Origin of the sequence: Eubacterium maltosivorans, assembly GCF_002441855.2 — a bacterium.
Lineage (GTDB): Bacteria > Bacillota > Clostridia > Eubacteriales > Eubacteriaceae > Eubacterium > Eubacterium maltosivorans.
The window spans coordinates 2,260,234-2,273,856 of sequence record NZ_CP029487.1 but is presented as its reverse complement, the minus strand read 5'-3'; the positions used below and the strand labels follow the sequence as shown (position 1 = coordinate 2,273,856).

General features: G+C 46.6%; 11 protein-coding genes. All 11 read left to right on the top strand.

Annotated features, from left to right (window positions below):
- The first annotated feature begins 32 nt into the window (after positions 1 to 32).
- Positions 33 to 395, top strand: coding sequence for a four helix bundle protein (locus CPZ25_RS10885; RefSeq protein ID WP_074618020.1), 363 nt, complete (start codon positions 33 to 35; stop codon positions 393 to 395).
- 114 nt (positions 396 to 509) lie between these two features.
- Positions 510 to 1,670 (top strand): type II secretion system F family protein, encoded by a 1,161-nt coding sequence (locus CPZ25_RS10880; protein WP_243129298.1) that lies wholly within the window; start codon positions 510 to 512, stop codon positions 1,668 to 1,670.
- 16 nt (positions 1,671 to 1,686) lie between these two features.
- Positions 1,687 to 3,234, top strand: a complete 1,548-nt coding sequence (pilM, locus tag CPZ25_RS10875; protein ID WP_096918613.1) for a type IV pilus biogenesis protein PilM — start codon at positions 1,687 to 1,689, stop codon at positions 3,232 to 3,234.
- A complete protein-coding gene (locus CPZ25_RS10870; RefSeq protein ID WP_096918614.1) occupies positions 3,231 to 4,040 on the top strand; it encodes a hypothetical protein in 810 nt (269 codons plus the stop codon). The genes pilM and CPZ25_RS10870 overlap by 4 nt, the downstream gene beginning before the upstream one ends.
- 330 nt (positions 4,041 to 4,370) lie before the next feature.
- Positions 4,371 to 5,483, top strand: coding sequence for a prepilin-type N-terminal cleavage/methylation domain-containing protein (locus tag CPZ25_RS10865; protein WP_096918615.1), 1,113 nt, complete (start codon positions 4,371 to 4,373; stop codon positions 5,481 to 5,483).
- Positions 5,484 to 5,500: 17 nt separating this feature from the next.
- On the top strand, positions 5,501 to 6,562 hold the full coding sequence (locus tag CPZ25_RS10860) for a hypothetical protein (protein ID WP_096918616.1): 1,062 nt from the start codon (positions 5,501 to 5,503) through the stop codon (positions 6,560 to 6,562).
- A 14-nt stretch (positions 6,563 to 6,576) separates the two neighbouring features.
- Positions 6,577 to 7,695, top strand: coding sequence for a type II secretion system protein (locus CPZ25_RS10855; protein ID WP_096918617.1), 1,119 nt, complete (start codon positions 6,577 to 6,579; stop codon positions 7,693 to 7,695).
- Between the two features lie 38 nt (positions 7,696 to 7,733).
- On the top strand, positions 7,734 to 8,309 hold the full coding sequence (locus CPZ25_RS10850) for a pilus assembly FimT family protein (protein WP_096918618.1): 576 nt from the start codon (positions 7,734 to 7,736) through the stop codon (positions 8,307 to 8,309).
- A gap of 615 nt (positions 8,310 to 8,924) precedes the next feature.
- Positions 8,925 to 10,766, top strand: a complete 1,842-nt coding sequence (locus CPZ25_RS10845; RefSeq protein ID WP_096918619.1) for a sensor domain-containing diguanylate cyclase — start codon at positions 8,925 to 8,927, stop codon at positions 10,764 to 10,766.
- A gap of 249 nt (positions 10,767 to 11,015) precedes the next feature.
- The gene (locus CPZ25_RS10840; RefSeq protein WP_096918620.1) at positions 11,016 to 12,449 is read left to right on the top strand and encodes a nicotinate phosphoribosyltransferase; all 1,434 of its coding nucleotides are present in this window, start codon (positions 11,016 to 11,018) and stop codon (positions 12,447 to 12,449) included.
- A 16-nt stretch (positions 12,450 to 12,465) separates the two neighbouring features.
- Positions 12,466 to 13,503, top strand: coding sequence for an L-threonylcarbamoyladenylate synthase (locus CPZ25_RS10835; protein ID WP_074618031.1), 1,038 nt, complete (start codon positions 12,466 to 12,468; stop codon positions 13,501 to 13,503).
- Positions 13,504 to 13,623: the final 120 nt, after the last annotated feature.

The window sequence follows — 13,623 nt, the reverse complement described above, 5'->3', positions numbered from 1 at the left end:
CCGCGTATAATCGACAAAAAGGAAGGCTTGTTATGTCGGAAATAACAATTAAGGATAAGAGTTATACTTTTGCGGTTCGTGTTATACGATGCTATCAGCATTTGCAGGATAATAAACGGGAATTTGTTTTATCAAAACAACTTTTAAGAAGTGGAACCAGCATCGGCGCCAATGTTCGCGAAGCGCAGCAGGCCCAGAGCCGAAAGGATTTTTTGTCAAAAATGAGCATTGCTTTAAAGGAAGCGTCTGAGACACAGTATTGGCTGGACTTATTGATGGATACAGGTTATCTGGAAAGGGAAAAATGTCAGGAATTATACAATACGTGTGATGAAATCTGTAAGATGCTCACTTCAATTATCAAAACAACGCGAAAATCGATGGTTGAAATCTAGTCAAAATTGCTTTGCAATTTTGTTCCTTAATTATCAACTATCCATTATCAACTATCAACCTCAGGAAAAGGAGCGTAGCGAACTTTGCCAAAGTTTAAGTATAAAGCAAAAAACATGAACTCAAAAATAGTAAATGGAATGGCGGACGCCATTGACGAGAGCACGCTGCGTAAGGCTTTGCGGGAAAAGGATGAGTTTCTTGTTTCGTGCCGTGAGGTGGATACGGAGAAGAAAGCTTATAAGATGAAGAACATGGAGCTTTCGGATTTCTCGAGGGAGATTGAGAACATGCTGGCCTCGGGGATTACAGTGATCCGGGCGCTTTCCATTATGATGGAGCGTAACATCAAGCCCAATGTGGCCAAGGTGTATAAGGCCCTTTACCGTGAAGTACAGCAGGGGATCACGCTGTCAGAGGCCATGGAAAACAGCCACGGCTCCTTTCCCCGGCTTATCATCAACATGTTCCGGGCGGGTGAGTCCAGCGGTCAGATGGCCGAGACGGCGCACAAGATGGCGCTGTACTATGAGAAAGAGCACCGCCTGCACACCAAGATCCGAAACGCCATGATCTACCCCATTGTACTGTTAGTGGCTACGGTGGTGGTGGTGATTGGGCTGTTTACCTTTATCCTGCCCCAGTTTTTTGACCTGTTCGAGGGCATGGACGCTCAGCTGCCGGGGATCACGGTCATGGTCATTGGGATTTCCAATTTTATGACCACCAACTGGTACTGGCTGCTCCTGGGGGTGGCCGTCGCCATTGGTGGCTTCCGGGCGCTTCTCGGGGTGCCGTCCTTCCGGCTGCGCTTCGATAAAATGAAGGTACATCTGCCCTGGGCGGGCAAGCTCATTAAGATTGTTTACACCGCGCGCTTTGCCAGGACGCTGAGCTCGCTGTATTCCAGCGGCCTGTCCATGATCAATGCCATGGACATCAGCGCCAGCATTGTGGGCAATAAGTATATTGAGGGACAGTTTGGCCCGGCCACCCAGATGGTGCGCAGCGGGAACACGCTGTCCGAGGCCATCGGCAGCATTGACGGCATGGATAAAAAGCTGGTTTCCACCATCTTTATCGGTGAGGAGACCGGGAATCTTGACACCATGCTGGATTCCATTGCGGATTCCTATGATTATGACTCCGAGATGGCCATACAGCGAATGGTTACGATCATCGAGCCAGTAATGATTATTATCATGGCTGTGATCGTGGGGACAGTGATGCTGTCCGTTATGGTACCGATTGTCACACTTTATCAGAGCATCGGTTAGGGGGATATAAGAGAGTATGCAGACAACCATCTATTTAGGCAGCGATGCCATTCAGATACTCCAGGGGGATGTGCGCAGCGGCAAGCTGTCCATTTCAAAGCACCTGACCGTGGAGATGGGGCCAGGCGCCATGATCAACGGGGTCATTACCAACGAGGATATGCTTCTTGACGCCATCGACCAGGCCGATGAGGAAGGCGATATTGATTTCCACAATACCAATCTGGTCATCAATTCCAGCCTGATTGTGAATAAGAATGTGGCAGTGCCTAAAATGACGCCAAAGGAGCTCACCGCGCTGTCCCACCACGAGTTTGAGGACGCCACCAATTTTGAGAATCTGATCATTGACTACAGCGGTATCCGCGGAAAACAGGGCACGAACATGCTCTGCTGCGCCGTGGAGCGGGAGGTGCTGGAGAGCTATATCCGTCTTTTTGAGACAGCGGGCATTAAGCTCAGACGCATCGACACTGCCCTGAACGCCACCATCAATTATGTGGAGGCGACCAGCGAATACGACAGTCAGACCTTTGCCATTAACATACTGGACGGCAATAATCTCATGTACGCCCTTTTCGAAAATGGTGTGTATACTTTTTCCAGCCAGGCCAGAATCATGGCAGAGCGTGGCACCGAGGCCTTTACCATCGAGATGGCCTCTAAGCTGTCCTCACTGGTACAGTTTAACAAAAGCCAGAAATCCGAATATATTCTGGACAAGGCCTACTACGCTGGGCTGACCAGAGACGAGATTCGGCGGCTGCAGGCGTATGTGGACGATACGGAGGTATCGGTCTATGCGGTGGAGAATACCGGGAATATTCAGGAAAATTTCAGCATTGACGATGATTTTCTCCTGTCGGACTATTTTTATCCCGCGTCTCTCTTCTTTGAGAAAAAGAACGATGTTAACCTGCTGACCAGCTATAAGACAGCCCTCAAGCCCCAGCGGTCCTTTTCCATTAAGAACAAATGGGCCATTCCGCCTTTGGTGGTGGTGGCGGTCATGGTCATTGGCTTTACGTTTTTTACCATCATGAACTACAACGTGGACAAGGCGCTTAAAAAGGCCGATAAATATATCAACGACCCTGCCAACGTGTCGGAGTACAGCGAGGCGCAGCAGCTTGACAGTGCCCTGAAGATCATCCAGAGCCAGACCAGTATCCTGGACACTAACCGCAAGGCCATGGAGACCTACCCGGTGATTAACAGCGATAAGGTCTACCAGGCTCTTAACCTGGGCAATAACATCACTGTGGGCGCTCTGAGCTATGACTGGACGAACGGCGGGCTGAGCATTACGGCCACTGCCCCCAACGAGTTTGCAGCGGCGGCCTATGTCAGCGAGCTGAACGGCACGGGTCTGTTCAGCAAAATCGAGTATGAGGGGTACAGCCTGAATGAGGGCAGCACCTCCACGGTGACCAACGGCTCCGCCACGACCACGCTGCCAAATGGACAGACCGTGACCACACCCAAAACCGAAACCGTCACCACGCCAGACAGCTACGGCTTCTCTGTGGTGGCTTACCTGAAACCGGGGGTGACCCAGCAATGAAAAAGCCAGAATTTAAAAAGCCCAATATCAAGCTGAACATCAACTATGAGTTCACCAAGCGTGAAAAGGGACTGCTCTATCTTTTAGGCATGGCCCTGCTCATTATGGCCGCTCTGTACCTGGTGTTTTTTCCGGGGATCAATAAATATCAGACCCTGTCCGAGAAGCGGAGCGAGGCCGAGTTTAAGCAGCAGGAAATGGAGATGGCCATTGCCAGCCTGCCTGCCAACCGCAAGATCAAGGAGGCCGCGGCGGCAGATCTCTCGGCCAAAAAAGAAGGCTATGAAAAGCGTATGACCAACGACGAGCTGGATAACCTCATCACCAACCTGGTGGTGGACGAGGGGTTTAAGGCTCAGGATCTTGCCATCACGGCCAATAAAATCGATACGATCGATACCTTTAAGAATGAGGATACCGGAACGACCGAGTCCCCCGACACCACCACTGAGGCCCAGGAGATGAAGGACCTGGCCGAAATGGAAGGCAATACCACCGCCGACGAAAACAGCACGACCACCACCACCGAGCCCACCATCAAGGGTATCTATATCGGAACCGTCACCATGACCATCCAGGGAAACATCGGCCAGTTTGAAAATTTGCTGGACACCGTCAATGGCCGCTCCGATATGCAGATCACCGCCTTTGACGTGAGTCCAGGCACCAGCGGCTCAAGCAGCTCATCGGGCTCAGGGAGCGCCGATACCATCGCCAACCTGCGCTCCGGCGCCAACACGGTCAGTGTGACCTTTAACGTGTATATGGTCGATAAAGGCGCCGCTGCGGCCAATGTGGAAGAGTAAAAAAGATTAATTGAGAATGGGAATGGATAATGGAGAATGATCGGAACAAATGCGTCCAGCGCATTTGATTTTAATACTCAATTTTACATTCTGTATTCTCTATTGATAAAACCTCCCGAAAACCCGAAAACTTACTGCGCCAGGTAGTTTTTGGGATTTCGGGAGGAGATTTTGGGATTGTTTTTGTTTTTTGATCAGAGCGCACCCTTGGGTGCTTTGTGATAAGGAAATGAAAAAGTCCGTAAGGGTAACGGAAAGTCATGACCGGTAAAATTTACCGGTCCAGCACCACGGGCAACACAGCCAAAGCCCGGAAAGGAGCGCGGATGGATGAAGAAACAATGGAAGCTCGACAATAAAGGCATGACCCTGCTGGAAGTGATCGTGGCCTTCGCGATTTTTGCGATCGCGGCTACGATTTTGATTACCGGGTTTAATGGGGCGCTGAAGGTGATGGGGAATAGTGAGGCGATCAAGGATGCGAGTCAGAAGAATGCGAGTGGATTGGAATCACCGTTAAGCGCAATTGAAGGAGTTACTGTAAAAACTCTTGAGGGTTCAGATTTGAATGGACTGTCATATAAACTGGAATCAGGGGGACATGATTTTAGAATTAAAGGAAAGTTTATAGAAGCTACCACTCAAAAAACAAATGATGAAGCTGAAATGAATATGATATTATTTGAGGCAGAGAAGCAGTCACCGCCAATGCCCTCGCCCTCAGTTAAGCCAGATGGACCAGTGGAAATAAATCCTCCAAATAGGGAAATTGCTTATTATGATGACAGAACTCAGTATCCTTATGACACGTACATTGTAAATAATACAGGAATATTCAATAAAAGTGTTTTTGACATCATGGCGAAAAAAGGAAGCGATGATCCCAGGGTCAAGCCATTTGGTCAATATTTTCAAGCTTTAGTTGTGGATAAAGCTCCTAATTATCCTGCGCATGGAACAGTGCAAGGACCGTATGAACCAGTTCAACAGATTTATTTTACAAGTGACGTTCCAATGACTTTTTCATCAAACGGGGGTATTTCTTATGCAGTGCGACTATGCTATTTAGGTTCTAAAGTTAGTGAAGATAATATAATTGAGATTAAAGTAACGTATGATAAAGAAAAACCTGAAAATATAGTAAAAGAACAGGAAACAAATCAATTGATTTTCAATTCTTATGAAAAGAAAAATAACACTATTTTATATTTGCCAAATCAATTAACAATAAAAGCAGAATGCAATAATAGTCCAGATGGAGTTCAAGTAAAAAAGGTTGTTCTAAACGCAGGATATTATTCTTTACCTGGAAACACAGATTTATTTGAAACGATTTACAAAGAATCTGAGAAAAATAAATATTTTGATTCCTCGCAAAATGGGTATTATCGACCGAATATAACAAGAGAAGAATTAGAAGATTTGGGAATAACAATTTATTGAGTTAAATAGAGGTTTGTATGAAAAATATAATAAAAAATCAATCTGGCTCTGCTCTTATATGGGTATTGGTCATCTGCGTTATTTTTGGAATACTGGGTATGGCGATAGGCGCTATTGCTCTTTCAATGAACAACCGTAGCATCAATAATAATATAAAGCAGCAGACCTATTTTTCAGCCCGTTCTGCGGTAGATGCGATTTTTGAGCAGTTGAACGGCGATGATACAGATGAATCAAATGATAATCTTCCTTATTATTTAAAACAGCACTTGTTAAAGAAAAAACCTAATAATCATATTGAGTTCAATGATTTCTACAGAGACGTTCCGGAAGAATACCGAAACCAGTTTGGCACGTGCGATGTGACGGGCGATTATGATGATGAAACAGGAATCGTTACTTTAAAGGCCACGGCTAAAAAAGGCAATCAGGAAGATACGGTGATTTTGACTGCGAGAAAAAAAGAAGAAATAATACAGGGTAACTGGCCGGGAAAAGAAGGAGCATTGCAACTTGTTGGTAAAGATGAAAAAGTGATAGATGAGAAATTAGGTCAAGACAAAAAAATGACGGTATATTGTGCAACAAAAGATAATACAAAGGATAATCATAAAGGAGGAGAAATAGAAATCAAAGATAATGCTGGCCCTGTCTTTATATACGTAGAGTCGCATGTAACACTAAGGCTTGAAGAAATAGATGTGGAAGATAATGATAAAGGAAAGTGTGACGTTTATTTTTATCTTGAACCAGAGGCAAAATTAGTTTTAAAAGGTGATAAAGAAAATGATTCTGATGATTATGAAGATTGCAATATATACATCTATGGTCCGAATGCTACTTTAGAGATTTATGGAGGGAATGATGAACATGGCGTAGACAAACAATTCATAACGATTAATGGCGGCGTAAGCGTTGGAGAAATTTTTCCGGATAGTAACCATGTTACGATTATTGAAAAAAAACCCGCTGACAGCACATATCAGGATATTGTGAACCGAATTAACGGGACAGGAACTGGTGGTAGTACAAGTATAAGAGAAATCTGGGAGAAAATCGAGTACAAAACCAACGAATAAAAGAGGTATTCAAAATGAAGCTGAATAGACATTTAAAAAGCAATAACGGCTTTACCTTGGTTGAACTGATCGTTACTCTGGCAATCGCCGCCATTGTTATGACCGTTGCTGGGAACTATCTCTTTTTTGGAAATCGTATGTTTGCAGAGAACGAAGTAAAGAATACAGATAAATATATTGGTGACACGATTTTTGACTTTATGCGAGAGCAGATTATCTACGCGACAGGTGTCGAAGTGATCAATCCTGCAGAAACTGATGCGGCACCTAAATATGAAAAAATATTTGATGTTGATAAAATTTCAGATAAAGAAAATGGTTTTCTTTGCTTTGGGCCAAAAGAAGTGAAGCCGCTTCCTGATATCTACGGAGAAAGCTTTTACCGAAATAATGGTGTTTCCTATACAGTTAAAGTAAAAAATGACAGTTTAGAGCTTTATCTGAATGTTCAGGTTTATAATCGGGACGGTGAGATGGTTTATGAAACAGGTGCGAATATAAAGAATTTGAATATTGCTTTAAATGGTGGTAATTCGATTATTATAACAGGCGCAGAGGAAAATAAAAAGGAACATGAGTATGTTAATCCGATTATTTCTTTGAGTGAGAAGCAAGTAGAAAAAGATGATGAACTAACAATTTTAGCAAATGGATTATATGAAAAAATGAAAGCTTGCTTAGATGACTATTATAAGTTGAAGAATAAGACTATGACTCAAAAAGAATATACTGACAAATATGGTATAACTTGGCCGGGTGTTAGTAATGATATATTTAGCAAATATATTTACAATAATCTTGACAGTAATAATCGCTGGCCCGCATTTACAGCAAAAGCGTTAGAAGAATTAAAAAAGCTTGGTTATAATGAAATGTATATGCGTGTGTACTTAAACCAAAATAATCATGACATAACAGTTTTTGGGAATACAAAAAATCAAATAATTGCTGCTTGGCCAGAAACTTATTTAATTTATAAGAATTGGGATGAAAAAGGTAATATTATTCCAAAAGGAACATGGTATATTGTGGAAAATAAAAGTGATAAAATAAATATGGTTAATATAACACACGAGGAAATTGATAAAAAAATTGATGATGGTAAAGTGGTTATATTTGGTAAAGAAGAATAAGATTAGTTATATACTTTTATTTATTATGGTGTGTAAAAATGAAAAATACTAAAGAAAATAAAAATAACAATGGCTTCACCCTCGTAGAGCTCATCGTCGTCCTCGTTATTCTCGCTATCCTCGCGGCATTCACGATTCCTGCCATGCTGGGGTTTGTGGAGGACGCGAAAGGCAAAGCTGCTATAGCCGAAGCAAGAGAAATATATGCAGCAGCCCAAACAGCCGGCACAGAGATTGGTTCCAGATGGAGTGGAACAATAAAAGATGGAAATGAGCAGTTTAAAAAAGATGCCGGACAAAAAATAAGTGAGTTAGTAAAAGGGGATATAGAGTTGAGCAATGTCGTTTGGGAGATAAATAGCGGTAATCTCAATAAACCAAAAGAGTCAAACAACATCGAAGTCGGCGTAGATTATAATAAATTCTATGAACCCACAAAAGATAAGTTTAAATATAAGGAAAGTGCAAAGGTTTGGTTTGATAAAGACAGCAGTAATTCAGGACAATTTGTTGTTAAAGCAATTTGGTATGTTGATAAAACAGGCAATTACAGAGTAATCATTATGGAAGACGACGCCAAAGGCATTTCTACCACCGTTGAAAAAATAAAATAACTTACTCAGCCACCTCTCGAAATCCTGAAAACCCCTTTTCCAAAACTTTTCAGGATTTTGGGAGGTTTTTATTTGCTTAACGAATAAAACAAGCTGTGCTGTGAAATTGAGTTTGGCCTTCAATTCTATTATACTGTTATTTGATCCATTACCTTGAAAGAAGACTGATATGCTGACGTTTGATAAGATTAAGACCACGGTTGTACCGCTCGAAAAAGGATAATAATGATAAGTGATATTGATCTGTTGGTTAAATTAGGAAAACCGATAGGATACTTTAAATTTAAGGGATTAAATCGCCGGCTTGAAGAAAACCTGAACCAGAGTGATGATGATTTGTAAAAAGGGGTACGGTCTGTTTCAGACCGTACCCCTTTTTTTGTTCCTTTCCCATGTTCCTCTAATTTTATATAAGGCAGTATTGGGTAAAAAAGATTCTGTTGTCACAAAACTGCATCCCGAAATCCCGAAAACACTGGAGCCTGCAGCGGTATCTTAAGCTCACACCAGCTGTGTGTTTTTCAGGGGGAGTATGGTTTGTAAAGGAGAAGCAATTGTGATAAAATGTAATAGAATATTATAGAAAGCGCTGGCAGATAAAAGGGGGTTGCTTTTATGAAGGATCAGAAAAAAGTCAAACGAACGGGCAAGCGCATTGTCCTGGACGTTTTGTTTGCTGCTCTGATTGTTTTCCTGATTGCGGCCTCCTTTGTTGATTTTACCAAGCGCATCCGCTTATCAGTCCACGAAAATGCCGAGCAGACTCTGCGTGAGATGAACCAGGAGGGCGCTCTGCTTCTGGAAACACAGATTAAGCGGGATTTTGATTTTTTGCACAGCCTGGCGGCCATTATGGTAGAGGATGGTTCTGTCGACCATCCGGAGATGATCATGCGCAACCTGGGCCTTGGCCGGGACAATTATTCCTTTGACCGGATGACCTTTATCCAGTCAAACGGTATGGCTTACACGTCCACGGGTGCCGAGCAGGACCTGAGTGGCCGTGAATACTTTAAGAAGGCCATGGGCGGCGAGGATGCGGTCTCGAATCTGCTGATTTCGAAGCATTCGGGAAAAGAGGGCTTTGCTGTGGCGGTGCCGGTTTACAAAGACGGCGCTGTGATCGGCGTGCTCTCAGGCTCGTATTTGACAGAAACCTTCAGCAATGTGGTGAACATGGAGGTCTTCGGCGGACAGAGCATGACCTATGTGGTGCAGCCGGACGGCAGCTATATTCTGCAGCCGGAGGGAGGCGCCATCGAGGTGCAGCAATGGTCAATGGACGGCGACTCCCAGGAGACGATCCGGGAGAAAATGCGCCGCGGCGAGCAGGGTTATGCCTCCTTTGGCAACGGGGATGAAACCTGGCGCTTCAGCTATGTGCCTACCACCATCAACGACTGGTACGTGGTGACCATGGTGCCGGACCGCGTGATCATGAAGCAGGCGGATTACATCAGCCAGATGGCGCTGATCCTCTGCGCTAAGATTGGCCTGGCGCTGGCGCTTGTGGGTGTTTATGTCGCTGTGAACCACCGGAGAAATGAGCGCAGGGAACAAGAGCGTCAGGAGCTGTCCCGCATGGATAACGCGCGCTACCGTGTGTTGCTTGAAAATATGGACGCCCTGTTTTTTGAATGGGATCTGGCAGGCAATACCCTGGCCTGCTCCCAGGGCTGGCAGGAGCAGCTGGGCTATACGCCGGGTCTCGATGCTATTGAGAACGGCGGCATTGTGGATGCGCCGGAATCGCTGTCTTTTACGGGCTTTCTGGAGAGTGTGCGGGGCGGGCTGAGCCACGGCGAGGAGGAATACCGCATGAAACGCGCGGACAACACGATTTTCTGGTGTCGTGTGCGCCTGACGGGCATCAAGGATCAGCAGGGCAATGTGCGCCGTATCATGGGGCTTATCGAGGATATTGATACCCGGAAAAAGCGGGAGGTTCAGCTCATGAACCAGGCCAGCCGGGATTCACTGACCAATCTTTACAATAAAAAGGCTACCGAGGAACAGATCACCTTTATTTTGAAAAATGAGCAGCGGGATACTTATTGCCACGGCTTTTTCCTTTTGGATATCGATGATTTTAAGGGCATCAACGATACCTACGGCCACGGTGTGGGCGATCAGGTGCTCCGGGACATTGCGGCCTGTCTGCTGCGCCTGTTCAGGAGTTCGGACGTGGTGGGCCGTATCGGCGGCGACGAATTTGCCGTCTTTCTGAGAAACGCCGGCACCCGTGAGGCGATCCTGAAGCGGGCCAGGGAGCTGATCGCGGATTTCCGCCAGATTCCGGTGACTGGAGACCGGTATGTGAGCTGCAGCCTGGGCGTAGTGGTGGCTGAAAGCGGCGAAAAGGATTTTGAGCGTCTGTACAGCCACGCGGACGCGGCCATGTACGAGGCCAAGCGCGAGGGTAAAAACCAATACGCGGTCTATACAATGAAAAATTGAAAATTGAGAATGGAGAATGGAGAATTAAAGGAACAAAATGCAGTTGCATTTTGATGTGGATGACAGCCTATTGGCGTTATTTCACTCGTTTTTGCCAAAGGCTAAAACGTTCTTATAATTCTCCATTCTCAATTCTGCATTCTCCATTGAAAAAGAATTGGATTTGAACGGGCTAAAGTGCTACAATAGAGAATGAAACACGCATTATCGAAAAAACGGATAAATCGATGTGTGGTAAAGGAGAGACTTATGCAGTTTGAACGGAAACTCCAGCTCGCGACCGACTTGTATCAGATGAGTATGGGCAACGTTTATGTAGAGGACAGCAAACAGGACGAGATGGCTGTCTTTGATGTTTTTATCAGAAACAACCCCTTTAGCGGCGGCTACACAGTGGCCGCGGGTTTAGAGCAGGTCATAGAATATATCGAGGGGCTGGCCTTTGAAGAGGCGGATGTCCAGCTTCTCAAAAAAAACCACCCGGAATTTTCAGATAAGTTTATCGCTTATCTGCGCAATTTTAAATTTACCGGAGAGCTTTACGCCCTGCCGGAGGGGACGATTTTTTTCCCCTTTGAGCCCATTATCCGGGTCAAGGCGCCGCTGGTACAGGCTCAGCTGGTGGAGACGACGATTCTGAGCATCATCAACCACCAGACGCTGATCGCCACCAAGGCCTCCCGCATTGTGGAGGAAGCCCGGGGCGGCGCGGTCATGGAATTTGGCCTGCGGCGTGCCCACGGCACAGAGGCGGGTTATTTCGGTGCGCGCGCAGCCGTTATCGGGGGCTGTGTGGGCACCTCGGTGGTGGAAACCGAAGCCATGCTGGACCGCCCTTCCATGGGAACCATGTCCCACAGCTTTATCCTCAGCTATGACACAGAGCTGGAAGCTTTTGAGAAGTTTGTCAAATACAATCCGCAGAATGCTACCCTGCTGGTGGATACCTACAACACCCTGGAGCAAGGGGTGCCCAACGCCATCAAGGTTTTTAAAAAGGCGCTGGCAGAGGGCGGTATTACCGGAAAATACGGTATCCGCATCGATTCCGGCGACCTGGCTTACCTGACCGCGGAAGCCCGCAAGCTGCTGGATGAGGCGGGTCTTCAGGATGCGGCCATCTGCGCGTCCTCGGACCTTGACGAATACCTGATTAAGGATTTGAAGCTTCAGGGCGCTAAGATTGATTCGTGGGGTATTGGCACCAAGCTCATCACTGCCTATGATTGCCCGGCCCTCGGCGGGGTATATAAACTGGCAGAAATCGACGGCAAGCCCAAGCTCAAGGTGTCCAACGATCCATGGAAAATCACGAATCCAGGCTATAAGAAAATTTACCGGATCTATGGAAAGAGCAACAACATGGCTCTGGCCGACCTGATGACCCTGGAATCTGAGACCATTGACGAAAGCCAGCCGCTCACCATCTTCCACCCCATGCACACCTGGAAAAAGCGCACCATTACGGATTATTACGTGAAGGAGCTGCTGGAACCGGTGTTTGTGGATGGGAAATGCGTGTATGAGAAACCGTCCATCCGCGAAATTCACGACAGGCTCGTGCAGGAAAAACAAACCCTGTGGCCTGCCTTCAAGCGCATGGTAAACCCTCATGTTTACCACGTAGACCTCTCCCAGCCGCTCTGGGACATGAAGCAGCAGCTGCTGAGCGAGGCAGAGTGAAAATAAAGGTATTTTTATGAAAACAGAACTTTTTAAGACAGACAGCCCCCTGCTGGGGGTGGTCCATTTGACCAAAGCCGGGGAACTGATCGCCAAGGGAGAGACGGTGGTCTTTCCCACAGAGACGGTGTACGGCCTGGGGGCCAACGCCCTGGATGAAAACGCCGTAAAAAAAATATTTGAAGCCAAGGGACGCCCAGCGGATAATCCGCTCATCGTGCACATCGCCGACCGGGCCGACCTTGAGAAGCTGGTGACCGAGGTGCCTGAAAAAGCCGGAAAGCTTATGGACGCCTTCTGGCCCGGCCCTCTCACGCTGATCATGCACAAGAGCAGCGGCGTGCCGGAGATCGTGACTGCCGGGCTGGACACGGTAGCGGTGCGCTTTCCCTCAAACCTCATTGCCCTGGGGCTGATCAAGTCGGCTGGCGTGCCCATCGCGGCGCCCAGCGCCAATATTTCGGGACGGCCAAGCCCCACGAAAAGTGAGCATGTGATCGAGGATATGATGGGCCGCGTTTCGGCCATTATTGTGTCGGAGGATACAGAGGTCGGCCTGGAATCGACGGTGGTGGACACCACGACTGAGCCGCCGACAGTGCTGCGGCCGGGCGGTGTGACCGTGGCGGACCTGGAATCCGTCATCGGCAGGGTGCAGGTATCGCCCAACGCCATCCGAAACGTGATCCCGGAAAAGGCCAAATCCCCGGGGATGAAGTACACCCACTATTCCCCCAAGGGTGATCTGGTCATTGTGAAGGGCACAGACGCTGAAAAGGTTGAGAAAATCAACCGCCATATCAAGAAGCACGAGGAAATGAAAATTGGCATTCTGGCAACAGATGAGACCATGGGCAATTACCATTCGGGCATTATCATCTCCCTGGGCAGCCGGGAGGACCCGGAGGAAATGAGCCACAACCTTTTCGCCAGACTCCGCACCTTTGACGACCTGGGTATTGAGAAAATCTACGCCGAGGACATCGAAGTCGGCAATGACACCCTGGCCCTTGCCAACCGGCTGTATAAGGCCGGAGGGTACCGTTTTATATGAAATTAAAGTCAACCCGTATCGCCGCGATACGGGTTGACTTTGTCCCTATTACTTTTACAAAGTTTCTCTATCCTTACTATCGTTAAAATAAAGAAAGTATGATATAATAAACAAAAACGA